17 protein-coding genes are annotated in these 26,125 nt (G+C 65.6%); 10 read left to right on the plus strand and 7 right to left on the minus strand.

The annotated features are described in order from the left end of the window. Nucleotides 1-20 precede the first annotated feature (20 nt). Nucleotides 21-353, plus strand: coding sequence for a hypothetical protein (locus tag CA260_RS18280; protein ID WP_111984508.1), 333 nt, complete (start codon nt 21-23; stop codon nt 351-353). A 294-nt stretch (nt 354-647) separates the two neighbouring features. Here CA260_RS18280 and aceE read toward each other — a convergent pair whose 3' ends face one another. Together aceE and CA260_RS18290 are read right to left on the minus strand one after the other, a co-directional pair. Next, nucleotides 648-3,341, minus strand: coding sequence for a pyruvate dehydrogenase (acetyl-transferring), homodimeric type (aceE, locus tag CA260_RS18285; RefSeq protein ID WP_111984509.1), 2,694 nt, complete (start codon nt 3,339-3,341; stop codon nt 648-650). Between the two features lie 172 nt (nt 3,342-3,513). Then, entirely contained in the window at nt 3,514-8,991 is a 5,478-nt protein-coding gene (locus CA260_RS18290; protein WP_238149828.1) for a putative Ig domain-containing protein, read from the minus strand. Nucleotides 8,992-9,382: 391 nt separating this feature from the next. Between CA260_RS18290 and CA260_RS18295 the strand changes: the two genes are divergently transcribed. Genes CA260_RS18295 through CA260_RS18310 form a run of 4 tightly spaced genes read left to right on the plus strand, consistent with a single transcriptional unit; the run spans nt 9,383 to nt 11,548 of the window. After that, the gene (locus CA260_RS18295; protein WP_111984511.1) at nt 9,383-9,883 is read left to right on the plus strand and encodes a phage tail protein; all 501 of its coding nucleotides are present in this window, start codon (nt 9,383-9,385) and stop codon (nt 9,881-9,883) included. A 15-nt stretch (nt 9,884-9,898) separates the two neighbouring features. After that, nucleotides 9,899-10,429, plus strand: coding sequence for a phage tail protein (locus CA260_RS18300; RefSeq protein WP_111984512.1), 531 nt, complete (start codon nt 9,899-9,901; stop codon nt 10,427-10,429). Nucleotides 10,430-10,457: 28 nt separating this feature from the next. Then, nucleotides 10,458-10,991: a phage tail protein gene (locus CA260_RS18305; RefSeq protein ID WP_111984513.1), complete on the plus strand. Its 534-nt coding sequence runs from the start codon at nt 10,458-10,460 to the stop codon at nt 10,989-10,991. Further along, nucleotides 10,988-11,548: a GNAT family N-acetyltransferase gene (locus tag CA260_RS18310; protein WP_111984514.1), complete on the plus strand. Its 561-nt coding sequence runs from the start codon at nt 10,988-10,990 to the stop codon at nt 11,546-11,548. The genes CA260_RS18305 and CA260_RS18310 overlap by 4 nt, the downstream gene beginning before the upstream one ends. Here the strand turns inward: CA260_RS18310 and CA260_RS18315 are convergent. The 5 genes from CA260_RS18315 to rsgA form a co-directional block, all read right to left on the minus strand. Next, nucleotides 11,541-11,840: a DUF6916 family protein gene (locus tag CA260_RS18315; protein ID WP_111984515.1), complete on the minus strand. Its 300-nt coding sequence runs from the start codon at nt 11,838-11,840 to the stop codon at nt 11,541-11,543. The genes CA260_RS18310 and CA260_RS18315 overlap by 8 nt on opposite strands. 134 nt (nt 11,841-11,974) lie before the next feature. After that, nucleotides 11,975-14,266, minus strand: a complete 2,292-nt coding sequence (locus tag CA260_RS18320; RefSeq protein WP_111984516.1) for an NADP-dependent malic enzyme — start codon at nt 14,264-14,266, stop codon at nt 11,975-11,977. Nucleotides 14,267-14,428: 162 nt separating this feature from the next. Continuing rightward, complete coding sequence (locus CA260_RS18325) at nt 14,429-15,700, minus strand: flavohemoglobin expression-modulating QEGLA motif protein (RefSeq protein WP_111984517.1); 1,272 nt, start codon at nt 15,698-15,700, stop codon at nt 14,429-14,431. Further along, nucleotides 15,697-16,050 carry a hypothetical protein gene (locus CA260_RS18330; RefSeq protein ID WP_238149829.1) on the minus strand — a complete coding sequence of 118 codons (354 nt, stop codon included), beginning with the start codon at nt 16,048-16,050 and terminating at the stop codon, nt 15,697-15,699. Before CA260_RS18330 ends, CA260_RS18325 begins: the two co-directional genes overlap by 4 nt. Before the next feature lie 199 nt (nt 16,051-16,249). Then, complete coding sequence (gene rsgA / locus CA260_RS18335) at nt 16,250-17,305, minus strand: ribosome small subunit-dependent GTPase A (protein WP_111984518.1); 1,056 nt, start codon at nt 17,303-17,305, stop codon at nt 16,250-16,252. Between the two features lie 139 nt (nt 17,306-17,444). Between rsgA and CA260_RS18340 the strand changes: the two genes are divergently transcribed. The 5 genes from CA260_RS18340 to CA260_RS18360 all read left to right on the plus strand — a co-directional run bounded on the left by CA260_RS18340 (nt 17,445) and on the right by CA260_RS18360 (nt 25,299). Beyond that, nucleotides 17,445-18,686: an aminotransferase class I/II-fold pyridoxal phosphate-dependent enzyme gene (locus CA260_RS18340; protein WP_111984519.1), complete on the plus strand. Its 1,242-nt coding sequence runs from the start codon at nt 17,445-17,447 to the stop codon at nt 18,684-18,686. 5 nt (nt 18,687-18,691) lie between these two features. Further along, the gene (locus CA260_RS18345) at nt 18,692-19,288 is read left to right on the plus strand and encodes an SGNH/GDSL hydrolase family protein (RefSeq protein ID WP_111984520.1); all 597 of its coding nucleotides are present in this window, start codon (nt 18,692-18,694) and stop codon (nt 19,286-19,288) included. Between the two features lie 540 nt (nt 19,289-19,828). Next, the gene (locus CA260_RS18350; protein WP_111984521.1) at nt 19,829-20,686 is read left to right on the plus strand and encodes a UDP-2,3-diacylglucosamine diphosphatase; all 858 of its coding nucleotides are present in this window, start codon (nt 19,829-19,831) and stop codon (nt 20,684-20,686) included. 88 nt (nt 20,687-20,774) lie between these two features. Then, the gene (gene grxD / locus CA260_RS18355; RefSeq protein WP_111984522.1) at nt 20,775-21,698 is read left to right on the plus strand and encodes a Grx4 family monothiol glutaredoxin; all 924 of its coding nucleotides are present in this window, start codon (nt 20,775-20,777) and stop codon (nt 21,696-21,698) included. A gap of 553 nt (nt 21,699-22,251) precedes the next feature. Continuing rightward, complete coding sequence (locus CA260_RS18360; protein ID WP_111984523.1) at nt 22,252-25,299, plus strand: TonB-dependent receptor; 3,048 nt, start codon at nt 22,252-22,254, stop codon at nt 25,297-25,299. The last annotated feature ends 826 nt before the right edge of the window (nt 25,300-26,125 follow it).

Here is a 26,125-nt window from a genome sequence, read left to right on the forward strand (position 1 = left end):
CATTCTGCGAGGAGCACGCCATGGGCCGACCCTACGACATCGAAAACACCGTCAATGGCGTCCGCGAACGGGTGGGCGACCGCATCCGCCACTATGCAGGCGAAGCCGCCGACCGCGCAGACGACCTGATGGAACGCGGGCGCGATGCGCGCCGCCGCTTCGGACGCAACCGCAACACCTACGCGCGCCGCATCGGCCACGCCGCGGAAGACTTCGCCGACGAAGCCAACTACCAATACCGCCGTCTGCGCCGCCATGTATCACGACATCCGGTCGCGACCACGGCCATCGTGGCTGGCACGGTCGGCGCGTTCCTGTTGTTGCGGCATTTGTTCCGTGATCAGGATGACTGAGGTGTTTCTTTTTCCGTGGCATAAAAAGACCCGCCGTTTGGCGGGTTTTTTTATGGCATGCGGAGTGGTCCGGCGAGGAGCCGAAAACATGAAGACCGGCGCGAAGGGCTGTAGCGCACAGGGTGCGCTCCCACAACATAGGAAAAGGCCGCGCCAGTTAAGTGAATAGGACGAGCGCGCACCAGGTACGCCCCTACAAAAGAGGGAGGGCACCGGCGAAAAAAAAGGCCCGCTGGATCGCAGCGGGCCTTCTCATCCTGCTTCCTCACCCAAAGGGAAGGAAAGAACCGAGCATCAAACCGTCAGCGGATTCGGCTTTTCCGGATCGAGCTTGTAGGTCTTGATGGCGCGGGCGACGTCCTTCGCGTTGACCTTGCCGTCCTTCGCCAGCGCGGCCAATGCGGCATGCGCGATCCAGTAGCGATCCACCTCGAAGAAGCCACGCAGGTGTTCGCGCGTATCCGAACGGCCGAAACCGTCGGTGCCCAGCACCGTGTAGCGCATGCCATCCGGCATGAAGGCGCGGATCTGGTCGGCGAACTCGCGCACGTAGTCGGTGGCGGCGATCGCCGGACCCTGGCGGCCCTGCAGCAGGCCGGTAACGAACGGCACGCGCTGCTCGGCTTCCGGATGCAGACGGTTCCAGCGCTCGGCGTCGAAACCGTCGCGACGCAGTTCGCTGAAGCTCGGGCAGGACCAGATGTCGGAGGTAACGCCGAAGTCCTTCTCCAGCAGTTCGGCGGCGGCAATCACTTCGCGCAGGATCGTGCCCGAACCCAGCAGCTGCACGCGCGGCTCGCCCTTCTTCGGCTTGCCGGCGTCCTTGAACAGGTACATGCCCTTGATGATGCCTTCCTCGACGCCCTGCGGCAGGTCGGGGTGGCTGTAGTTCTCGTTCATCACGGTGATGTAGTAGTAGACGTCTTCCTGCTCCTGCACCATGCGACGGGTGCCATCCTGCAGGATCACCGCGATTTCATAGGAGAACGTCGGGTCGTACGACTTCACGTTCGGAATCGCACCGGACAGCAGGTGCGAATGGCCGTCCTCGTGCTGCAGGCCTTCGCCGTTCAGCGTGGTACGGCCCGCGGTGCCGCCGATCAGGAAGCCGCGTGCACGCATGTCGCCGGCCGCCCAGGCCAGGTCGCCGATGCGCTGGAAGCCGAACATCGAGTAGTAGATGAAGAACGGCAGCATCGGCTGGTTGCTGATGCTGTAGCTGGTGGCCGCGGCCATCCAGGCGGCCATGCCGCCGGCCTCGGAGATGCCTTCCTGCAGCACCTGGCCCTTCTGGTCTTCGCGGTAGTACAGCAGCTGGTCGGCGTCCTGCGGACGGTACTTCTGGCCGAACGGCGCGTAGATGCCGATCTGGCGGAACATGCCTTCCATGCCGAACGTGCGGGCCTCGTCGGCCACGATCGGCACGATGCGCTCGCCGATCTGCTTGTCGCGCAGCAAGAGGTTCATGCCGCGCACGAGCGCCATGGTGGTGGAGATCTCGCGCTCGCCGGTGCCGTTGGTGATCTGCGTGAACGCCGAGAGATCCGGCGCCTTCAGCTTCACGTCGGTCTGGCGGCGACGCTGCGGCAGGAAGCCGCCCAGCGCGCGGCGACGCTCCATCATGTACTGCACTTCCGGCGAATCCTTGCCCGGGTGGTAGTACGGCACCTCGGCCAGCTTGTCGTCCGTCACCGGGATGTTGAAGCGGTCGCGGAAGTGGCGCACGGCGTCGGCGTCCAGCTTCTTCTGCTGGTGCGTCGGGTTCTGCGATTCGCCGGCCGAGCCCATGCCGTAGCCCTTCACCGTCTTGGCCAGGATCACCGTGGGCATGCCCTTGGTGTTCACGGCCTGGTGATAGGCCGCATAGACCTTGTGCGGGTCATGACCGCCGCGGTTGAGGCGCCAGATGTCGTCGTCGGACAGGTTGGCGACCATCTCGCGCGTCTCCGGATACTTGCCGAAGAAATGCTCGCGCGTATAAGCGCCACCGAAGGCCTTGCACGCCTGGTACTCGCCGTCGACCGTTTCCATCATCAGCTTGCGCAGCACGCCCTTCGTGTCGCGGGTGAGGAGCGGATCCCAGTAGCTGCCCCAGACCACCTTGATGGCGTTCCAGCCAGCGCCGCGGAACACGCCCTCGAGTTCCTGGATGATCTTGCCGTTGCCGCGCACCGGACCGTCCAGGCGCTGCAGGTTGGCGTTGATGACGAACACCAGGTTGTCCAGGCCTTCGCGGCCGGCCAGCGAGATGGCGCCGAGCGACTCGGGCTCATCGGTTTCGCCGTCGCCCATGAAGCACCAGATCTTGCGATCGGTCTTCGGCATCAGGCCGCGGTTTTCCAGGTACTTCCAGAACTGCGCCTGGTAGATCGCCTGGATCGGACCCAGGCCCATCGACACCGTCGGCACCTGCCAGTAGTCCGGCATCAGCCACGGATGCGGGTAGGACGACAGGCCACGACCATGGCCGGCCACTTCCATGCGGAACAGGTCGAGCTGTTCCTCGGAGATGCGGCCTTCCAGGAACGAGCGTGCGTAGATGCCCGGGCTGGAATGGCCCTGGTGGAACACCAGGTCGCCCGGATGGTCGGCGCTCGGTGCGCGCCAGAAATGGTTGAAGCCCACGTCATACAGCGTCGCCGAAGAGGCGAAGCTGGCGATATGGCCGCCCAGCTCGCCCGGCTTGCGGTTGGCGCGCACCACCATGGCCATCGCGTTCCAGCGGACCAGCGTGCGGATGCGCCATTCCATCGCCGCGTCGCCGCTCATCTTCGCTTCGTTGGCGGGCGCGATGGTGTTGACGTATTCGGTGGTCGGGTTGAACGGCAGGTAGCCGCCGGCCCGGCGGGTCGAATCGACCATCTTCTCCAGCAGGTAATGCGCGCGCTCGGTGCCGTCATGGTTGATGACCGCATTGAGCGATTCGACCCATTCCTGGGTTTCGGTGGGGTCGAGGTCCTGGTGAAGGATGTCGTCGAGCTGATCCATGGGGAGCTTCTCTCCGCGGCGCCCGGGGGTTGGCGCGGCAATAGGTGGACGCCCCCTGGGCGAGGAGGCGGGAAACCCTCCGAGTGTAGCTCCGGCGGCCTTTTTCGCCAATTGGATCGAGACAATACGGCCGCGAATGGGTGGGTCCGGAGATCCGGACCCACCGCGTCCCTTACGGGTCGAACTTCTTCTCCACGCCCAGCTGGATCGACTGGTTGTCGCGCGTGCTGTTGTCCAGCAGGTTCTGGTACTCCGCGCGCAACGACCAGCCGCTGACCGTCTGCAGCATCACGCCCGCGCCGACCAGGGTGTGGTTGCGCGAGGTGCCGCCCAGCGAGGCGGAGTACAGGGGGCCACCCAGCAGGTCCGCATAGCGCATGGCGGCCACGCTGGAACCCTGGAAGTCGTGCCGGAATTCGGCACGCAGCTGCGGCATCCACACACCGTAGTCGCGCTTGGCCACCCACTGCGCGCGCAGGCCCAGCACGCCGGTGCTGGTCTTCACCGTCTGGCTCTCGTACTGCAGCGCGTAGATGTCGTCGCCATGCTCGGTGTAGCTGTCGAGGCTGGCGCGGGCGAAGTCGAAGCGACCGTACGGGGACACCAGCATGCCGTCCTGCGTGCGGTGTTCGTAGCCCACCGACAGCGAGGCGAACAGCTGCGTGCCATCGCGGCTTCCGTGCACCGTGTTGCCGTTGTCGGTGACGTAGCGGCGCGCATCGAACGACATCCACTGGTAGCCAGCCAGCGCATCGATATAGACCAGCGGCGACGGCCGATAGCTGCCATACACGGCGGCGCTGTAGCCATCCACCGTGCTGCGGCTGTCGTGATGGCCGATGTCCGACGCGTCGTGGCCGTAACCCACGCCGGCGCCCAGCGCGAACGTGTCGCCGAAGGCACGATCCACGCCCATGCTGATGCCGGACGTGGTGAAGTCGATGCCATTGTCGCTCGTGCCCGGCAGCGTCTTGCCGAAGTTCACGGCGCCGCCGGTCCATACCGACCACCCGCCCAGCTTGCCGCCACCGCTTGTCGCCTCGCCCGTCGACGGCTCGTCCGGCTGCACGATGTAGCGACGGCTCCACTCGTCGTCGCGACCGCGCAGCCCAAGCATCGGGTCGCGGTTCTGGCGAGCACTCGCCGAGCTCAGGCTGATGCCGTTGGTGAATCCACCGCTGGCCGCGCCGGTGTGCAGCGTTTCCAGCCGGCGCTGGAAGTTGTCGATCTGTCCCAGCGCGAGGCGTCGTGCCGAATCCGCCTGCGCCGCCAGGATGCCGAGGACTTCCGCGTCCTTCGACGGATCGCTGCGTCCCGTCACGCTGATGGTGACGGTGGCGGCGGCCGAGGTGGCGTACGCATTGCTCAACGTATAGCTGACCTGCGCCTGCCCGCTGAAGGCGCTGTTTGCGGTGAAGTCGAGCGTGTAGCCGGAAGCGGAACCGTGGACGCTGGCACTGCCCGCATTGGAAGGCGATACCGCGATCAGCGTCGCCGCAGTGAACGGACCGCCGTGCGCTGCACTGGTCAGATCCACCTGCACCGTGCGCCCGGCCACCACGCTGGCGCTCAATGCCGCAGGCAGCGGCACGGGATTCACCGTGACCGTAACGCGCGCCGGCTGCGATGCGCCGAAGGGATTGGACAGCGTGTAGTCCAGGGTCACCGCTCCCGATGCATCGATCGGCGCCGTATAGACGATATCGGTGCCACTCACCGACGCCGTGCCCTTGGCCGGCGCCGTGACGATCGCCACCGTGGTGAACGGCGCGCCCGTGGCGCCCTGCGTGGCGTGGATCGTCACCGACTTGCCGGCCAGCACCGTCGCTGACTGCGCGGCAGCGACCGGCACCGCCAGCGGCGTCACCGTGATGCTGACGGTGGCCGGCGTGGAGGTTCCGCCGGGGCCTATCGCCGTATAGGTGAAGCTGTCGTTGCCGAAGTAGTTGCTGGCCGGCGTGTAGACCACGTTGAGCCCGTTGACCGTCGCGCTGCCGTGGGCCGGCGCCTGCGCCACCGCGATGCTGGTGATCGGACCGGTGTCATTGGCGGTCACCGCGAGGGTCGCGGGCGAGTTGGCCGGCGTCGTGGCGGTATCGTTCACCACCACCGGTGCCGGCTGGTTGATGCCCACCGTGTACGCCTGGCTGCCGGTGAAGCCGAAACCATCCGTCACCTTCACCGTGAAGCTGTAGTTGCCTGCCGCACTCGGCGTACCGGATAGGCTGCCCGCGCTGCTCAACGCCACGCCCGGAGGCAGCGCGCCTGCGGCGAGGCTGTAGGTATAGCCGCCATTGCCGCCGCTCGCGCTCAGCGACTGGTTGTACGCGACAGCAACCTGACCGCCCGGCACCGCCGCCGGCGTGAGGGTGATGCTCGGCGCATTGATGGTGAACGTATAGGCCTGGCTGCCGGTGAAGCCGAAACCGTCGGTCACCTTGACGGTGACGTTGTAATTGCCGGCGGTCGTCGGCGTGCCGGAAACCACACCGGCACTGCTCAACGCAATGCCTGGCGGCAGCGCGCCCGACACGAGGCTGAAGGTATAGCCACCGTTGCCGCCGCTGGCGGTCAAGGTCTGGTTGAAGGCCACGCCGCCCGTGCCTGCCGGCAGCGTCCCCGGCGAAATACTGATCGATGGCGCATTCACCGTAAACGTGTACGACTGGCTGCCGGTGAAACTGAAGCCGTCGGTCGCGGTGACAGTGAAGTTGTAGGTGCCTGCTGTCGTCGGCGTGCCGGACACGACGCCACTGCTGCTCAACCCGATGCCGGGCGGCAGCGCACCCGCCGACAGGCTATAGGTATAGCTGCCGCTACCGCCGGTAGCGGTCAAGGTCTGGTTGTAGCCGGTGCCACCGGTCCCGGGCGGCAGTGTCGACGGGGAGACAGTGATCGACGGAGCGCTCACGGTCAGCGAGTACGACTGGGTTGCCGTGAACGGCGCACCGGTACCGGTGCTGCTGTCGGTTGCCTTCACGGTGAAATTGAACGTACCGGCAGCAGTGGGCGTGCCGGACAGCACGCCGGCCGACGACAGCGCCAGGCCTGCGGGAATCGAACCCGACGTGAGCGAATAGGTATACGGCGCCGTGCCGCCGCTGGCGGCGAAGCTATGCGTGTACGGCGTCTCCGCCGCGGTCCCGGTCAGCGTGCCCGGATTGAGCACGACGGTGCCGGCGCCTACGTTGACGGTGTATGCCTGGCTGCCCGTGAAACCACCACTGTCGGTCGCGGTGATCGTGAAGTTGAAGTTGCCCGCCGCCGTGGGCGTACCGCTCACCATGCCCGTGTTGACATCCAGCGCTAGGCCCGTCGGCAGCAGGCCCGAACTGACGCTGTAGGTGAAGGTGGCCGGGTGGCCTTCGGACGCCGTGATGGCCTGGCTGTAGGGATTACCGACCGCTGGCAGCGGCAACGTGCCCGGCGACAGCGTGATCGTCGGCGCCACCACGGCCAGGGTATAGCTGCCCGATATGGAGAAGGGTGCGCCCGCGCCCGTCGAACTGTCCGTGGCCGTCACAGTGAAGTTGAAGTTGCCGGCGACCGACGGCGAACCGGATAGCGTGCCGGTGGGCGACAACGTCACACCCGCGGGCAACGCGCCCGCGCTGATCACATACGTGTACGGCGACGTACCGTTGCCGGCTGCGAAGGTCGCGCTGACCGGCGAGCCGGCAGTGGCGTTGGCGGTGCCGCCGGACGATGGCGTCAGCGTCAGTGCAGGCGCATTCACCGTGACGGTGTACGCGCGGCTGCCGGTATAGGGCCCACTGCCGGTACTGCTGTCGTTGGCGGTGATGGTGAAAGTGTAGGTACCAGCGGACGTGGGCGTACCCGAGATCGCACCGGTATTGCTCACGGTGATGCCGGCCGGCAAAACACCGGTGACCGCATAGGAATATCCGGAGGTGCCGCCGGAGGCCGTCACGTTCTGCGCGTACGTTGCGCCCACGGTCATGGGAACCAGCGTGGCTGGCGCCACCGTGATGGTGGGCGCATTCACGGTCAGCGTCAGCGGGCCGCTGGTCGCGCTGAACGGTCCAGTGCCGCCGCTGCTGTCGGTGGCAGTGACGGTGAAGTTGTACGTACCGCCCGCGGTAGGCGTACCCGACAGCGCGCCATTGCTTGCCAGCGTGATGCCCGGCGGCAGACTGCCGGTCGCGATGGCGTAGCTATACGGCGAGGTGCCGCCGCTGGCGCTTGCCAGCGACTGGCTGTAGGCGACGCCTACCGTCGCCGCCGCTGGGTTGGCTGGCGCGTAACTGATGGTCGGCGTATTGATGGTCAGCGTCAGCGTGCCGCTGGTGGCGGTGAACGGTCCGCTGCCGGTGCTGCTGTCAGTGGCGCGCACCGTGAAGGTGAACGTGCCGTTCGAAGTCGGCGTGCCGGACAGCGTGCCGTTCGCAGCCAACGTGACGCCCGGCGGCGGAGTGCCCGAAACGATCGTGTAGGTATACGGCGTCGCGCCACCACTGGCGCCGGCGATCGACTGGCTATACGCCACGCCGACCGTACCAGCGGCGGGACTGGACGGCGTGTAAGTGATGGTCGGCGGCGACACGGTGATCGTCGCTGTCGCCGGCGCGGAGGTGCCACCGCCATTACTGGCCGTGTAGGTGAAGCTGTCCGGGCCCGCGTAGCCGGGTGTGGGCGTGTACGTGATCGACGTGCCGCTGGCGACCGCCGTACCGTGGGCGGCAGCGGTACCGACGGCGACCGAGGCCGGCGCGCCGCCGGTGATGTTGAGCGTGATCGGATTGCCGCTGCTGCCGTAGGCAACCGTGGCGCTTACCGGGTTGGCAATCGGCGGCGGCAGATTCTGTACCGTGATCGACAGGTTGTTCGCCGAGAAGAAGTGCGTCGGCGAAGAGTTGTCGGTCGCGCGCACGGTGAAGTTGGTCGTGCCCAACGTCGTCGGCGTACCACTGATGACGCCGGTCGGTGACAGCGTGAGACCAGGCGGAAGCGTGGTGCCGCCGTCCATCGTGTACGTATACGGAGACGTTCCGCCCGATGCCGTAAGCGTGAAGCTGTAGGGCGTGTTGATGACTGCCGCCGTAGGCGTATTGGTGATGTTGATGATCGCTGCCGCGATCGTCACCGTGTAACTCAGGTTGCCGGTCGCGCCCGTGTTGTCGGTCGCGGTGACAGTGAACGAGTAATTGTTCTGCGTGGTGGGCGTACCTGAAATGGTTCCGCCCACGAGTTGCAGGCCGGGCGGCAGCGTGCCGCCCGTGACGGCATAGGTGTATGGCCCTGTGCCACCCGATGCGCTCAGCGTAGTCGAGGTGTAAGGCACACCGACGGTCCCGGACGGTAGCGAACTCGGCGTGATCACGATGGATGACGTTGCCGCTGCGATATGCAGCGTCACGGTGATCGGCGGATCCGCGCCGCCCTTGCCATCATCGAAAGTGAAGCTGTCGGTCGTGGCGCCGTCACCATTGTTGACATAGGTGATCTTGTCGGCCGAGTGGTCGGTAACCGTCGCTGTACCGTGCACGGCCGGTGTGACCACGTCGCCGATGGTGCCAAAGGACGAACCGCTGCAACCAGTCGCATCGATCACGATGGTGCCACCGGCAGGCATGGGCGACGAGGCGCTCGCGTTGGGCGGCGTGAAGTCCGGACAGGTCGCGCGCGACATGCCAGGCAATGCCAGCAAGATGCACAAGACGACGAATGCCATCCAACGGCCGGTTGCACGACCACGCGCGTGACTCATCGCAAAGCGATGCTTCGACTCCGGATGCCGCATGTGTTGTCCCCTGTAGCCCGCTTCCAACGGGCGGCGCCTGGCGGCGCATGTGTGAAAGCTGCCGTGGCTCGTCAATGAGCAGCCGCGGTACCGGCATCCTCCGTCGACACGCCCTGTGCTGTATCAACGGTCCCGCAACATCCCCTGGCCATCATCTGCCGGGTAATCACCGAAACATTTTGCCGCACCCTTACGACAGCTTGTCAATATGCCAAGTACGCGCGAGAGTTAGGCGATCCGGCGGACGGGAGTGTCCGCCGGCACAACCAGGGGAACACGTATGTCGCAACCCTTCCTCGGGCAAATCATGCCCGCGGCGTTCAACTTCGCGCCCAAAGGCTTCGCCGGATGCAACGGTAGCCTGCTGTCAATCGCTCAGAACCAGGCCCTCTTTTCGCTGCTTGGCACGTACTACGGCGGCAACGGCACTACCACTTTTGCACTACCCGACTTGCGCGGCCGCACGCCGATCGGTTTCGACGGCAGCAGCATCGCCCAGTCGGGCGGCGTCGAGAACGTCACGCTGCTGCAAAACCAGTTGCCCGCGCATACCCACGGCTTCAACGGCAGCACGAATCCGGGTGGCGCCTACGATCCTTCCAGCGGCGTATTCGGCGGCAGCGGATCGCTGAAGATCTACGGCAGTTCGGGCGGCCAGCAAGTAGCGCTCGCGGCCACCGTCGACAACGCGGGGCAGACGCAACCGCACTCGAACATGCAGCCATACACGGTGCTGAATTTCTGCATCGCGCTCAATGGCGTCTTCCCCTCGCGCGGCTGACCGGAGTTCCCTGCCATGACCCAACCTTACGTGGGCGAAATCCGCCTGTTCCCCTACACCTTTGCACCGAATGGATGGTTCGACTGCGACGGCCGCCTGCTCTCCATCGCCGAATACGAGGTGCTGTACACCCTGCTCGGCACGACCTACGGTGGTGACGGCGTGAACACCTTCGGTCTGCCCGACCTGCGCGGCCGCGTGCCGATCCACCAGGGTACGGGACTTGGCCTTTCGACCTATGCCATCGGGCAGATGTCCGGCTCGGAGAGCGTGACGCTGACTTCCAACCAGATGCCCGCGCACAGCCACGCCTTCAACGCGAACGCATCGGCAGGCAGTGACGTGAAGCCGTCGCCGTCGCTGCAACTGGGCGCCGTCAGCGGTGACGTGCTCTACACGACCGATATCAACGGCCTCGCCAGTGTCGACATGGCGGCGACCGCCGTCAGCGCCGCCGGCGGCAGCCAGCCGCACGACAACACCATGCCCACGCTGACCGCGCGCTTCTGCATCGCCTGGGCTGGCGTGTTTCCCTCGCAGAACTGACGCCGTCGACGATCACAAGGACATACCCATGAGCGATCCCTTTCTCGGCGAGATCCAGATCTACGGCTTCAACTTCGCCCCCAACCAGTGGGCGATGTGTCAGGGCCAGCTGATGCCGATCCAGCAGAACACCGCACTGTTTTCCCTGCTGGGCACCACATATGGTGGCAATGGCACGTCCAACTACCAGCTGCCCAACTTCAATGGCAATGCCGCTTGCGGACAGGGCCTGGGCGTTGGCCTCTCGGAGCGAGTGCTCGGCGAGACTTTCGGCACCGAAACGGTAACCCTGCTGTCCACGGAAATGCCGGCGCACACGCATGGCGCGCGCGTCTACAACCAAACCGAGGCGACCAAGCGCACCGGCATTCCGGGCACGGGCAATTCCCTCACCGTGCCACAGACCACCGGCCCGTTCACCAACACCAGCGCCGTCAACACGGCGTTCGCGCCGCAAACCATCGGCATCACGGGCGCGAGCCAGCCGCATCCCAATCAACAGCCGTATCTATCGTTGAACTTCTGTATTGCGCTGGCGGGCGCCTTCCCCCAGCGACCGTGAGCGCCCAGGCGACCCTGTGCTTTCCCTCGGTGCGGGCAGCGTGGCTGCCCGCACCGCAGGAAGCGCTCCCATCGGGCCTGCGCTGGCGCAACGCGCACGATGCCGACCTGCCGTTCCTGCGCCAGCTCTATGCCGACTCGCGTGCCGCCGAGCTTGCCGCCGTATCATGGCCCGACACGGTGCGTGATGCATTCCTGGACAGCCAGTTCACGTTGCAGCACCGGCACTACACGGCGTACTACCAGCCCGCCGATTACCTCGTGATCGAGTACGCAGGCCAGCCGATCGGCCGTCTATACCTCCATTGCGCGGAGCACGAAGCGACCGTGGTCGACATCGCCCTGCTCGATGCCTGGAGCGGCCGTGGCTTCGGTTCGGCGCTGTTGCGCGAAGTGCAACGCGCGGCGGTGCGCGATGCACTGGACGCCGTGGTGCTTCACGTCGACCTGCGCAACCATGGGGCGAGAAAACTCTACGAGCGCATGCACTTCGTGGCCGAGGCCGATACCGGCACCCACCTGCGCATGCGCTGGCTCGCCACGAACGGGCTCAGTTGAACACGGCCTGGTAGATGAATCCGTCGCGGTCGCGCGCGACCGGCACGAGGAAGATGCCGAACTCTCCAAGCGCGACATGCTTCATCTGATAGATCTTCTGCGGAAACACGATCGCTGCCTCGTGCCGGAACAGCAGCGAGAACGGTGCACGCACCTGGCCGGGTATCACCTGCTGCATGGCGAGCGGCCGCGCCTCGACCAGCGCGAACGGCGCGTTGCCGTCGTGATCCAGGGCGACGGTAAACGTCTCGCCCACATACCCCGCGAAATGATCCAGTCCCAGGAATTGCATCGCGCGCCCCTACGCTGTCGATGAAGGAACGCCGAGTGTCGCACAGACCGCGTCGGCCGTAGCGCGCTCCCGTGCGCCAAAAGCAAACGGGGCCACCAGGGCCCCGTTGCAACGACAGCAGGATCGCGTTCCGATCAGCTGCGACGCTCGCTCTGTGCGTGGCGGATCTGCGCATCCACGGCGGCAATGGCCGTCATGTTCACCACGCGGCGCGCGGTGGAGGCCGGCGTGAGGATATGCGCCGGCTTGTTGATGCCCATCAGGATCGGGCCGATGGCCACGCCGTCGGTCATCACGCGCACCAGGTTGTAGGCGATGTTGGCCGCGTCGAGATTCGGCATCACGAACAGGTTGGCGCGGCCGCTCAGCGTGGTGTTGGGGAACATGCGCAGGCGCAGCGCCTCGTCCCACGCCGTGTCGGCCTGCATCTCGCCGTCCATGTCGAGCTTGGGACCGCGCTGCACCAGGATCTCGCGTACCTTGCGCATCTTCGCGGCGCTGGCGTTCTCGTGGCTGCCGAAGTTCGAATGCGACAGCAACGCGATCTTCGGTTCCACGCCGAACAGCTTCAGGCGATAGCTGGCCTGCAGCGTGGCTTCGGCGATCTGCTCCGCGGTCGGGTCGCACTGCACGTGCGTGTCGAGGAAGAACCATGCGCCCTGGTCGTTGATCACGCCGGTCATCGCCGACGTGCACGACACGCCCGGATCCAGGCCGAACACGCTGCGCATGTAGCCGAGCTTCTTGTGGAAGCGACCGACCAGGCCGCAGATCATCGCATCGGCTTCGCCGCGCTCGACCATGATCGAAGCGATCAGCGTGGGGCGCGAGCGCATCAGGTTCTTGGCGGCCGCCGGGCTCACGCCACGGCGCTCGGTGAGCGCGTGGTACTGCTGCCAGTACTCGTTGAAGCGCGGATCGTCGTTGATGTTGGTGAGCTCGAAATCGACGCCTTCGCGCATGCGCAGGCCAAGCCGCTGGATGCGCGTCTCGATCACCTCGGGGCGGCCGATCAGGATCGGGAACGCCAGGCGCTCATCGATCACCGTCTGCACCGCGCGCAATACGGTCTCTTCCTCGCCTTCGGCGTAGACCACGCGCTTGCGGTCGGCGCGTGCGCGCTCGTACACCGGCTTCATCAGAAGGCCGGTGCGATAGATGAACTGGCCGAGCTTTTCCTTGTACGCATCCATGTCGACGATGGGACGTGCGGCGACGCCCGAATCCATCGCCGCCTGCGCCACGGCCGGCGCCAGCATCACCAGCAGGCGCGGGTCGAACGGACGCGGGATGAGGTAGTCCGGGCCGAAGGTCGGCACGTCGCCACCGTAGGCGCTCGCCAGGTCACCCGCTTCCATGCGCGCCAGCGCGGCGATCGCGTGCACGCAGGCCAGCTTCATCTCCTCGGTGATGTCGGTCGCGCCCACGTCGAGCGCGCCGCGGAAGATGAACGGGAAGCACAGCACGTTGTTGACCTGGTTCGGATAGTCCGAACGGCCGGTGGCGATGATGCAATCCGGGCGCACCTTCTTGGCGTCTTCCGGGCTGATCTCGGGATTGGGGTTGGCCAGCGCGAGGATGATCGGCCTGTCGGCCATGGTGGCGACCATCTCGGGCTTGAGGATGCCGCCGGCCGAGAGGCCCAGGAACACATCCGCGCCCGCCACGATGTCGGCCAGCGTGCGCTTGTCGGTGTCGCGAGCGTAACGCTGCTTGTCCGGATCCATCTGGTCGCGGCCGGTGTACAGCACGCCTTCGCGATCGAACGCGAGGATATGCTCGGGCTTGAGGCCCAGCGCCACCAGCATGTCCAGGCAGGCGATGCCCGCGGCGCCCACGCCGGTGGTGGCGAGCTTCACGTCCTCGATCTTCTTGCCGACCACTTCCAGCGCGTTGACGATGGCGGCGGCCACGATGATCGCGGTGCCGTGCTGGTCGTCGTGGAACACCGGAATCTTCATGCGCTCGCGCAGCTTGCGCTCGACGATGAAGCACTCCGGCGCCTTGATGTCCTCGAGGTTGATGCCGCCGAACGTCGGCTCGAGCGTGGCGATGATGTCGACCAGCTTGTCCGGGTCGGACTCGTTGAGCTCGATGTCGAACACGTCGATGCCGGCGAACTTCTTGAACAGCACGCCCTTGCCTTCCATCACCGGCTTGGCGGCCAGCGGGCCGATGTTGCCGAGGCCGAGCACCGCGGTGCCATTGGTGATCACCGCCACCAGGTTGCCGCGCGCGGTCATTTCGCTCGCGGCGTTGGCGTCTTCCACGATGGCTTCGCACGCATAGGCCACGCCAGGCGAATAGGCCAGCGCAAGGTCACGCTGCGTCACCATCGCCTTGGTGGCAGTGACCTTGATCTTGCCGGGACGCGGATAGCGGTGGTACTCGAGAGCAGCGTTGCGCAGATCTTCGGGAAGGGACATGGGATGTGTTGATCGATAAGGGGGAGTCGGGGCCGCGGTAGCGGCAGGCGCTCATGGTACCACCCGCGAGGCCGGGCCCCATGGAGCAATGCAGCGATCCGCGCACGTATGGGGCCGTCACAGCCCTGAAAACATGCACTCCCGCACATGACCGCGGGTTTTCTACAGGCTCAGCGACAGCGTCTCCGCCTGCACCTTGCCCATGTGGATGCGATTGACGAACAGCGAAAACGCCAGCTTGCCGGCCAGTCCGTGCACGTGCTGCATCCAGGGCGGCAACCAGCGTGGCGGCGCGATGGCGCCGGACTCGAAGTACGGCTGCAGGCTGATCACATCGTGAAGGGCGAGTTTTCCCGCGAATAAATGACGCAGCATGTCCATGCGACGCTGCTTGAGCGCCCAACGGAAGAAGGTGTGCACGGTGAGCAGGCCGGCGAGATAGACGTTGTCCTTGGCGAAGGCCGCACCACCGGTCAGCGGCACGCCGCGGAAAACGCGCTGCGCCGAATGGAAACTGTCCGCCGCGCTCTGGCCGCAATGGCTGAAGAACTGGTAGACCTCGACGAAATCCGCACCGTTGAGCGCCATGTCGATGGCCAGGATGCGCAGGCTGATGCGCTTCAGGCGCGAGATGTCGATGGCGCCGGAGATCAGCTCGGCGAACACGGCCAGCCCCTCCTGCGTGCCCGTGACGCGAGGCGACGTGCGGCCCAGCGATGCGAGCACCGGCTGCGCGCGTCCGTTGAGCGCCGTGAGCGAATGCACCAGCGCTTCGTGCGCCAGCAATTGATGACGGTCGTACTCGGTGAAGCGCGTGCCTCCGCGCAGGCGGATGCGCGTGGCGCCCGCGGCGGCCTTTGCGGTGAGCTCCGGATCCACTTCCACGGAAATGATCGGCTCCCCGAAGAAATCGTCGAGCGCCTTGGCGAGGTCCGCGCGCAGTTGCTCGGCCGTGAGGTTCACGCTCACGTCGTCCGCAATCATCTCCGAACCGAGCTCGTCCGACAGCTCCACGAAATAGCGCGCCGCGTCGAGGTTGCTGCGATCGCTGCCGGGAATCACGTCGCCCGGGCGGCCATAGAGCACGATGGACGGCGCGGTCACGTTGCTGGTGCCCACCGCCTCGAGCATTTCCGCCGCGATGCGCCACGACTCGGCCGTGCGGCAGAGGTACTCGCCCATCGGGTCGTGGTAGCCGGCCTCGCGCTCGATCGCCGCGAGTTCCGCGCGCTCGGCCGAGAAGTCCGGCGCCTGGTAGCTCACCTCGGGCAGGCTGAACTGCCCTTTCGCATACGCGGCGATCATGCGGTCTTCAAGCGACGCCGGCCACGCCACCGAGGACAGGATGCGGATGCCCTTCACGGCCGCAAGCAGGCGTTGATCGAGGTCGGCGTAGCGCTGCAGGCCAGCGGGAATGGTGGCGGGGACGCTCATGCCGGCCTCCCGCGCAACGTATCGATGCGCTCGATCAGATCGGATGCGACCGGGTTGGGCTTGAACAATGCGAAAAGCCCGCTACGCCCCGCGGGAATGAAGGCGACGGCCTTGCCCAGACGAGGGGATTCGGTGCGCAATGTCAGGGTGATGCGCGGCGGATTGGTCATCGCCGAAGCATTCACGTTGATCACGTTGGCGAGATCGATGCGCGAGGACTCATCGCGGCACTTCACCACCAAGTGATTGCCGTCCAACCAGACTTCATCGACCAGGTCGAAAAGCAAAGTCTTGAACAGCCAGAATCCGAACAGCGCCATGATCACGGGTCCGGGCAGCGCTGCCAGCATCTTCAGGTTGTGCGTCAGCACGGATCCACACGTCCATCCAACGGTCCATACCGTCAGGAACCCGAACCAGAACACGGGAAACACCCGCTTGTAGAAAAACGTGGAAGGCGACGACAGCCGCTGCATGTCCACACCCCAGGCCAAAGTGACCCGATAGTAGTGCTTTCAGGCTGGCCCGCCGCAAAACCGCGGCGGCCAGTTACTCGCGATCGCGCGAATGGCGATGGCCGTGAGGTTTCGTGGCGGGTCGGCCGCCGCGCTGCCGGCGCAGTTTCGCTTCGAGCGTGGATGCCTGCTCTTCCCGCTCATCGCGCAGCTTCAGGTAATTGCGCCAGCGCTCGGCCGACAGCTCGCCGCTGTCCAGCGCCGCCTGCACCGCGCAGCCCGGTTCGCTGCCGTGCCCGCAATCGGCGAAGCGGCATTGTTCGGCCAGCGCGTCGATGTCGGCGAACAGGTCGAGATTTTCCTCGCCGGTGAGCTTGAGCTCACGCATGCCCGGTGTATCGATCAGGCAGCCGCCGCTCGGCAATTGCAGCAGCGCACGATAGGTAGTGGTGTGCCGTCCGCGGCTGTCGTGATTGCGCACCGCGCCCGTGGCCATCCGCTCGGTGCCGAGCAGGGTGTTGGTCAGCGTGGACTTGCCCGCGCCGGAGGAGCCCACCAGCACCGCGCTGTCGCCAGGCTGAAGATAGGGCAGCAGCACGGCCACGCTCGCCGGCTCCTTGCCGTTGATCGCGTGGATCGGCGTGCCGGGCGGCAAGCGCCCGCGCAGCGTGGCCAACAATGCGTCGACATCGTCGCGGGTGTCGAGCTTGCTGAGCAGCACGACGGGCTGCGCCCCGGAGCCCTCGGTCAGGGAGAGATAGCGTTCGATGCGCGACGGATTGAAATCGCCATCGAGCCCGGTCAGTACCAGCACGTAGTCGATGTTGGTGGCGATGATCTGGCGCTCGTAGCGCTCGCCGGCGGCGGCGCGCGACAGCACGGTGCGGCGCGCCTGCACCTTCACGATATGCGGCGGCTTGCCCGGCTCGATCTCGACGAAATCGCCGACGGCCGGCCGCTCGGCCGGATCCAGGCTGCGCTTGAGGAAGTGGCCCGCCGGCTGCGCACCGAACAGGTGCTCGCCATCGTGCAGTTCATAGCCTGCGCGATGCTGTGCCACGACGCGCGCCAGCTGCCGCCCCTCGGCAGGCAGCGCGTCGCCGCGCCAGCCGATGCGGCGCAGTCGCTCGATGATGTGGGCATCCGTCATGGCGCAGATTATGCCCTGCCTCGAAAAAGCCCGAAATGAGGCCAATCCTGCCTCCCATCGCGCGGCAGGACGCTGCTAGGATGCTGAAAACGGCGACTTTCTTGCGCCGCAACAACACCGACAACGAAGGACGCTCGCGTTGGCCTCGATCAAACCCAGTGCGCACCTGGCGGACGTGCGCTATGAAATCCGCGGCGCACTCACCCGGCGATCCCGTGAACTGGAAGCCGCCGGGCTGCCGATCATCAAGCTCAATATCGGCAATCCGGGGCGCTACGGCTTCGAAACGCCCGCGCACCTGCGCGAGGCCATCGCGCACCATCTGCAGGACAGCGAGGCCTATGGGCATGAGCAAGGCCTCGAAGAAGCCCGCGACGCCATCGTCGCCCAGCAGCGCCATCGCGGCGCGCAGGGCGTGGAAGTCGAGCGCGTCTTCGTCGGCAATGGCGTCAGCGAGCTGATCGACCTGAGCCTGCGCGCCCTGCTGCAGCCGGGTGACGAGGTGCTGCTGCCCAGCCCGGATTACCCGCTGTGGAGCGCCGCCACCATCCTCAACGACGGCAAGCCGCGCTATTACCGCTGCCTTGCCGAGCACGGCCACCTGCCCGATCCGGATGAAATCGAATCGCTGGTGACGCCGCGCACGCGTGCCCTGGTGCTGATCAATCCCAACAACCCGACCGGCGCCGTGTATCCGCGCGAGCTGCTGGAGCGCATCGTCGCCATTGCCGCCAAGCATCGCCTGCTGCTGCTGAGCGATGAGATCTACGACGAGATCCTCTATGACGGCACGCCGTTCCAGCCGCTGGCCGCGGTGGCCGGCGACCTGCCGTGCGTGAGTTTCGGCGGCCTGAGCAAGGTGCACCGCGCCTGTGGTTACCGTGTCGGCTGGATGAGCCTGTCGGGCGATCCCTCGAAGACCACCGACTATCGCGATGCGCTGCAACTGCTCGCCGCATTGCGCCTGTGCGCCAACGTCACCGCGCAGTGGGCGGTGCGCCCGGCATTGCAGAGTGCTCCCACCATCCAGGCGCTGACCGCACCGGGCGGTCGCCTGCACGAAGCACGCCGCGCCGCGCTGGAAGGTGTCGCCGCCAGCCAGTTCCTCGACATGGTGGCGCCGAGCGGCGCGCTGTACGCGTTCCCGCGCGTGCGTGCCGATCGATTGGCCGACTTCGACGACAACGCCTTTGCGCTGCGCCTGCTGGAAGAGGAATCGGTGCTGGTCGTGCCGGGCAGCAGCTTCAACGTGCCGCATAGTCGCCACCTGCGCCTGACCCTGCTGCCGCAGCCGGAACAGATCCGCGAGGTGTTCGTGCGCATCGAGCGCGTATTGGCCGGCATGGCTGCCGCGCAGAAGCCGCGCGTTGCCGTGGCCTGACCGGCATGCGCTATCTCGCGCTGGGCGATTCGTATTCGATCGGCGAGGGCGTGCCCGAGGCTGGGCGCTGGCCGATGCAGTTGGCCGCCCGGCTGCGTGCCGAAGCGGTTGCGCTGGAGGATCCATGGATCGTCGCCACGACGGGCTGGACCACCGACGAGCTCTCGGCCGCGATGGACGCCGAAGCCTTCGCACCGCCCTACGACCTGGTGAGCCTGCTGATCGGCGTGAACAACCAGTACCGCGGGCGCAGCGCCGAGGATTATCGCGGCGAATTCCGGCGCATGCTTGGGCGCGCCATCACGCTCGCGGGCGGGCAGCCCGGACGCGTGCTGGTGTTGTCGATTCCCGATTGGGGCGTCACGCCGTTTGCCGCATCGAGCGGACGCCACCTTGGGCAGATCGCCAGAGAATTGGACGTCTATAACGCCATCGCCGCCGATAAGGTGAAGGCTTCCGGCGCGCACTGGGTGGACATCACGGGCATCTCGCGAAAGCACCCCGAACTGCTGACCGACGACGGACTGCATCCGTCGGCGACGCAGTACACGTTGTGGATGGAGGCGGCGCTACCGACCGTTCGCGGGATGCTTGCCAAGTAGACCCTCTCCCTCCATGGGAGTGGGAGTGGGCTGGGGTGAAGGTTCGGAGCTTGCGCGACCTTGCATGATTCGCTCCGTCCGCACCCTCATCCGGCTGCCGCCACCTTCTCCCAGAGGGAGAAGGATTCACGATGGAGCCCCTCTCCCCGCGGGAGAGGAGTTGGGGTGAAGGTGCGGGGCTTGCGCGACCTTGCATGGCCCGCTTCGTCCGCACCCTCATCCGGCTGCCGCCACCTTCTCCCAGGGGGAGAAGGATTCACGATGGAGCCCCTCTCCCCGCGGGAGAGGAGTTGGGGAGAGGGTGCGGGGCTTGCGCGACCTTGCATGGCCCGCTTCGTCCGCACCCTCATCCGGCTGCCGCCACCTTCTCCCATAGGGAGAAGGACTCACAATGCGGATCGCGTCATAGTGTTCCTTTCTCCTCGGCAATGAAGGCACCGCGAGCTCAAGCACCGCAACGCTTCTGCAACCATTCCGCCATCGTGCGGTGACGTGCCAACGGCATTCTGGCGTCCCGGTAACCACCGGGAGAGACCTGCCATGGCGACTTTTCACTGCCGCAGCGCCTTCATCTCCGACGTGCATCTGGGCACGCCTGACTGCAAGGCCAGCTATCTGCTCGATTTCCTGCGCAAGCTGCGCTGCGAGAAGCTGTACCTCGTGGGCGACATCGTCGACATGGAGTCGCTGGCCCGTCGCACGTGGTGGCACGCCGACCACGGTGCGGTGATCGCGGAAGTGCTCGACCTTGCCCAGCGCGGCGTCGAAGTCATCTATATCCCAGGGAACCACGACGCACCGATGCGCGGCCTTGCCGGCCAGAGCTTCGGCGGCGTGAAGATCGAGCTGGATGCGGTGCATGAAGGCGCCGATGGGCGCCGCTACCGCGTCAGCCACGGCGACGAATTCGATCCGGAGCACGTCGGGCGCACATGGATGGTGCACCTGGGGGAAGTGATGCATCGCTTCATCTGCTGGACCAACCGCCGCGTGCACGCGATGCGCCGGCGCCTGGAACTGCCCTACCTGCCGCTTTCCATCATCGTGAAGTCGCATATCGGCAAGGCGCTGGCTTACATCCGCGCCTATGAGGAGCGCGTGGCCGGCGATGCCCGCGAACGCGGCTTCGACGGCCATATCTGCGGCCACATCCATTTCGGCCATGTGCGCGAGATGGATGGCGTGCTGTATCTCAACGACGGCGATTGGGTGGAGCACTGCACGGCCCTGGTCGAGGACCACACCGGCGCCATGGAGCTGATCCACTGGAGCGAGCAGCACGCTCCGCTGGGCCGGGCCAGCCGCGAACTGGTGCTGCCCTCGCCCGCCGCCGCCCTGGCGCTGGCCCCGCTGACCCGCAGCCGGCTGGATCTGGGCGAAATGCGCCCGGCCGCCTGATCGAAGGAACCGCTGTCGCACCTTGAAGGCGCAGCGGGCGTCGGCATATCAAGGGGGCTACAATTTGCCCTCTTTGCCGGAGTCTTCCATGTCCCTCGACAGCGCCACCCGCGAACGTATCGAATCCCTGCTGCAGAGCCACCGCGTGGTGCTGTTCATGAAGGGCACCCGCCACCAGCCGATGTGCGGTTTCTCCGCCGCGGCCACCAACACGCTCAACGAGCTGCTGCCGGAATACCACACGGTCAACGTGCTGGAAGACCCGGAAATCCGTGAAGGCATCAAGGCTTACGGCGACTGGCCGACCATTCCGCAGCTTTACGTCGGCGGCGAGCTGGTCGGCGGCGCCGACATCATTCGCCAGATGTACGCCAGCGGCGAGCTGCACCAGCTGTTTGGTGCGGAAGCACCGGACCGCACGCCGCCGGAAATCACCATCACCGACAAGGCCGCCGAGGCGATCCGCCAGGGCACGGCCAACGCCCAGGGCCTGGCCCTGCACCTGGAAATCGGCCCGGACCACAGCGCCGGCTTCCAGCTGGCGCCGCCGAGCGACCATGACATCGTGGTCACCGCCAACGGCATCGAAGTGCATTTCGACCCGGGCAGCGCCCAGCGCGCCAAGGGCATCGTGATCGACTGGGTGTCCACGGTGCAGGGCGAAGGCCTGAGCCTGAAGTTCCCGGGCGCCCAGGACATCGGCTCGCTGACCGTGCAGGAGCTCAAGGCCCGCCTCGCCGCCGGCGACATCACCCTGGTCGACGTTCGCCCGGCCCAGGGCCGTGCGCAGGCAGCGCCGCTGGCGCAGGCTCGCGTGCTGGAAGAGGAAGGCTACGAAGCGCTGGCCAACCTGCCCAAGGACACGCCGATCGCCTTCATCTGCCATCACGGCATGTCCAGCCGCGGCGTCGCCGAGCGTTTCGCGGCGCATGGCTTTACGAAGGTCTACAACGTCGAGGGCGGCATGGACGCGTGGGCTCGCGAGATCGACTCTTCGGTGCCCGTGTATTGATAACGGTTATTGTTTATTTTGATCGATAGAAAAGCGCCCACTTCGGTGGGCGCTTTTTTATTTGCGTATACGCGAAGTGAAATTCAGCATTCGTTCATTAAAATACCATCCACGGCGATAAATGCTGCGTAAGCGCCTCATGCGCTCCGCATGTTCCTGCGAAATACGCGTAGGGAAGCCGTAAGCCTTCGTTTGCATTCGCGCATTTCACTGTCACGGCTAAGAAATTTTCCTAGCCATAACCAAACTCCCCGCTGCGAGACAGTTTGGTTACAGGCACAAGTTTTTGCGGCCTCGCGACGCCATTTCATAACCGTTGTGTAACGTTTCTGCTGCACGTAACGTCGAAGAGGCGACGCGACACGACGCGTGACGTCGCCGCGTGACGCTGGGGAGCATCACTCAAAGCCGACAACCAGGACCGCCGCTTTGCGAGAGCAAGGTGGCGCGGGTTTCTTCGGCTCAAAAAAACACTTGCAGCCTTTTCAAAGCTGCACTTTCAGGGGAGACACGGCTCACGAAGCCGTGCTTGCCGCTCAACGGAGGGTGGGTAATGCAGTTGAAGAACTATCCGCGAGTTCCGAACCGCCGCAGCATGGCGTTCGCGATCGGCCTGGCGCTCAGCCTCACTGGCGGCGCCGCCTTTGCACAAAGCAACGCCACCGGCGTGATCTTCGGCAGCGCCGATCCAGGCAGCACGGTGCAGATCGAAAACACCGGCACGGGCCTCAAGCGCGAACTGACCGTCGACACCAGCGGCCGCTATCGCGCCAGCTCGCTGCCGATCGGCGAATACAAGGTGACGCTGAGCAAGAACGGTACGGCCGTCAGCTCACGCGACCACGTGCAGACGCAGATCAGCCAGGGTACCGAAGTCTCCTTCGCCGCTTCGGCGCAGAACGCGCAGAACCTGGCAGCCGTGCAGGTGGTGGGCAATGCCCTGCCGGCCATCGACGTGTCCTCGGTGGACTCGCGTACGGTGATCAATGCCGACCAGCTGTCCAAGCTGCCGATCGATCGCACCTCGATCAGCTCGATCGCACTGCTTGCGCCCGGCACGATTCCAGCGGCACGCGGCTACGGCAACGCGCTGTCGTTCGGCGGTTCGTCCGCTTCCGAGAATGCGTACTACGTCAACGGCTTCTCGGTCACCAACCCGCTGACCGGCGTGAGCTCGCGCCAGCTTCCGTATGACGCGATCGACCAGGAGCAGGTGCTGATCGGCGGCTACGGCGCCGAGTACGGCCGCTCCACCGGCGGCGTGATCAACGTGGTGACCAAGCACGGCACCAACGAGTGGAAGGGCGACGTGCAGGTGCTGTGGGCGCCGAGCGACCTCGCGCAGGAGCCGCGCAACGTCTATCGCACGAACGGCTCGCTCTACCAGATCGGCAACGCCTACACCTTGCGTGACCGGGAGCAGCTGCAGTACTCCGGTTCGATCGGCGGTGCGCTGGTGAAGGACAAGCTGTTCTTCTTCGCCGCGGCCGATGCGATCTTCCGCGACGGCTACTACACCGGCCCGATCGGCAGCAACGACGACGAACACGACCACAACAAGACCACGCGCTGGCTGACCAAGGTCGACTGGAACATCACCGACAACCACATCCTCGAGTTCACCGGCATCGGCGACACCGAGCAGACCAACTCGACGATCTACGGCTACACCTACGGCGTGGGCCGCACCGACTTCCTCGGTTACCAGTACACCAAGAACTACAACGGCACCCAGACCAACGGCACGCCGGGCGGCAACGTCTACATCGGCCACTACACCGGCTACATCACCGACAACTTCACCGTGAACGCGATGTACGGCAGGAGCAACTCGCCGCACGTGCAGACGGTGACGGGCGCGGGCGGCACGGTGTGCCCGTCCATCACCGACAACCGCACCGAGTTCGCCAACAACCCGCAGTCGGGTTGCACGGTGGGCTCTTCCACGGTGCTGGCTCCGGGCTCGAAGGACAGCACCACGGGCTGGAGCCTCAACCTCGAATACCGTCTGGGTGATCACGACATCCGCGCCGGCATGGACAACTACATGCTGCGTGCGACCTGGGGCAGCGCGCCGGTCGGCGGTGCGCAATACCTGTACGAAGACGTGGGCAACGGCTCGGTGATCCAGCAGCGCCTGATCAACCTCGGGCTCGATCCGGCCGCGTACAACCCGGCGCAGTATCCGAACGGTTACTACGTGAACGTCACGGGCCTGAGCACCGGCACGTCGGCACGTACGGCGCAGCGTTCGCAGTTCGCCGAAGACAACTGGCAGATCAGCGATCGCTGGCACGCCTACATCGGCCTGCGCAACGAGCAGTTCACCAACTACAACGGCGTGGGCGTGCCGTACGCCAAGGCCCGCCACCAGCTCGATCCGCGCCTGGGCGTGACCTGGGACGTGTACGGCGACAGCACGCTGAAGGTGTACGCCAACGCCGGCCGTTATCACCTGGGTCTGCCGACCTCGGTGGCCGTGCGTGGCGCCGGCCCGTCGACCTATCCGTCGCAGTTCTTCGCGTTCAGCGGCATCGACCCGACCACCGGCCTGCCGACCGGCCTGACCAACACGCCGGCTTCCGCCACCTACTACCTCAACGGCGCCAACGGCGTGCCGCCCGATGGCAAGACCGTCTCCGCGCAGCAGCTCCACTCGTACTACCAGGACGAATACATCCTGGGCTTCGACAAGCAGCTGACGGAAGACTGGACCGTGGGCGCCAAGGCCATGTACCGCAGCCTGAAGAGCCTGATCGACGACGATTGCGACTCGCGTCCGCTGCAGGCCTGGGGCGACTCCCACGGCTTGAGCGCCGAAGTGGCCGCCGGCATTGCCGCCAGCACCGGCTGCTGGCTGTTCAACCCGGGCCGCGCCAACACGTTCCTGCTGTCGCCGACGCCGGGCCAGTACCTTGCCGTGCCGCTGACCGCGAAGGACCTGGGCTTCCAGAAGCCCAAGCGCGACTACTACATGCTCGACCTGTACGCCGAACACCAGTTCAACGAGAAGTGGTACGGCCGCGTCGAGTACACCTTCTCGCGCAGCTACGGCAACTCCGAAGGCCAGCTGGATTCGGACATCGTGCAGGCCGACGTGTCGACCACCGAGAGCTGGGACTTCCCGGAAATCATGGAGAACACCAACGGTCCGCTGGCCAACGACCAGACGCACCAGTTGCGCATCCTCGGCACGTACAAGCCGACGGATGAGTGGAGCCTCTCCACGGTAACCCGCATCGCCTCCGGCACGCCGGTGAGCTGCATGGGCACGCGTCCGCTGGCCGCCGGCGGCGACCCGTTCGGCTACGGCAATTCGTACTTCTGGTGCAACGGCGAGCCTTCGCCGCGTGGCTCGGTGGGCCGTACGCCCTGGACCTACACTATCAACCTCAGCGGTGCGTGGCGTCCGGCGTTCTTCAACCACCAGGTCACGTTCACGGCCGACATCTTCAACCTGCTCGGCTCACAGCGCGTGACTCAGTACTACGAAACCGGCGAGACGGCCTCGGGCGCGCCGAACGTGAACTACCTGCGTGCCCGTTCGTTCCAGGATCCGCGCTATGTCCGCCTGGGCGCACGCTACGACTTCTCACTGTAAGTGAGAGCAAACCCCTCGTTGCCGCCCGTCGAGTCCGGGCGGACGACGAGGGGATCTTCCCGAACTTGGCCGCCGGCGCCCCCGGCGGCCTCTTTTTTGGACGGCTGAAACGATCGGCGATCGATGTGCGTATCGGAAGGCGCCCGTGCGGATTGCCGTCCAGGGATGTTGCTGCCGAGGATGGCAAAATTCAGCTGGTGTTTATGTATGTGATTTTTTCACAGCGAAAAATCGCGGTCTGTCTTAACACCATCCGCATGTAACCGCGCCGAGACGGCGCGAAATCGTGCAAGCCTGCGAAATCGCCCTCTCATCCTCGATTTCTTGCTGTATTACCAAACCGACACGGCGGGCCCAGCCCTGTTTTTCGCCCCATGTTTTTGCGGCGGACGGGCGACGTCGAAGCCATTGTGAGACACGTCAGTTATGCGTAAGGTCAGCTCTCGCCTCGCCGGGTGATACCTCACAGAACGATCCGGCGACGGTGCGGGGAGTGCCACTTTCTCAAGCGAAACCAGCTGTTCCGCGAGCGGAATGGCGCGGAGTCGCTTGTCCGGAAATTCGCACTTGCTTGGTGGCTTCGGACGCATCGCGGACCGCAGCCTTTCGACAGGGTGTGTGTCATGCCGTTGAATCGTGATCCGCTTGTTTCGCATCACCACGGGATCGCCGAGGCGATCGCCAACGCGTTGAGCGGCGCCAGCTAGGCCGCCGCGCAGTCATTCCGCTAAGCGCCAGCCGACGGCTGGGCGTCTTTCTCGGGAAAAAAGGGACTGATCAGCCAACCCGTGCCTGCACGGGTTGCGGTGGCGTGCACCCACGCGAC

Source organism: Dyella jiangningensis (genome assembly GCF_003264855.1).
Taxonomy (GTDB): domain Bacteria; phylum Pseudomonadota; class Gammaproteobacteria; order Xanthomonadales; family Rhodanobacteraceae; genus Dyella; species Dyella jiangningensis_C.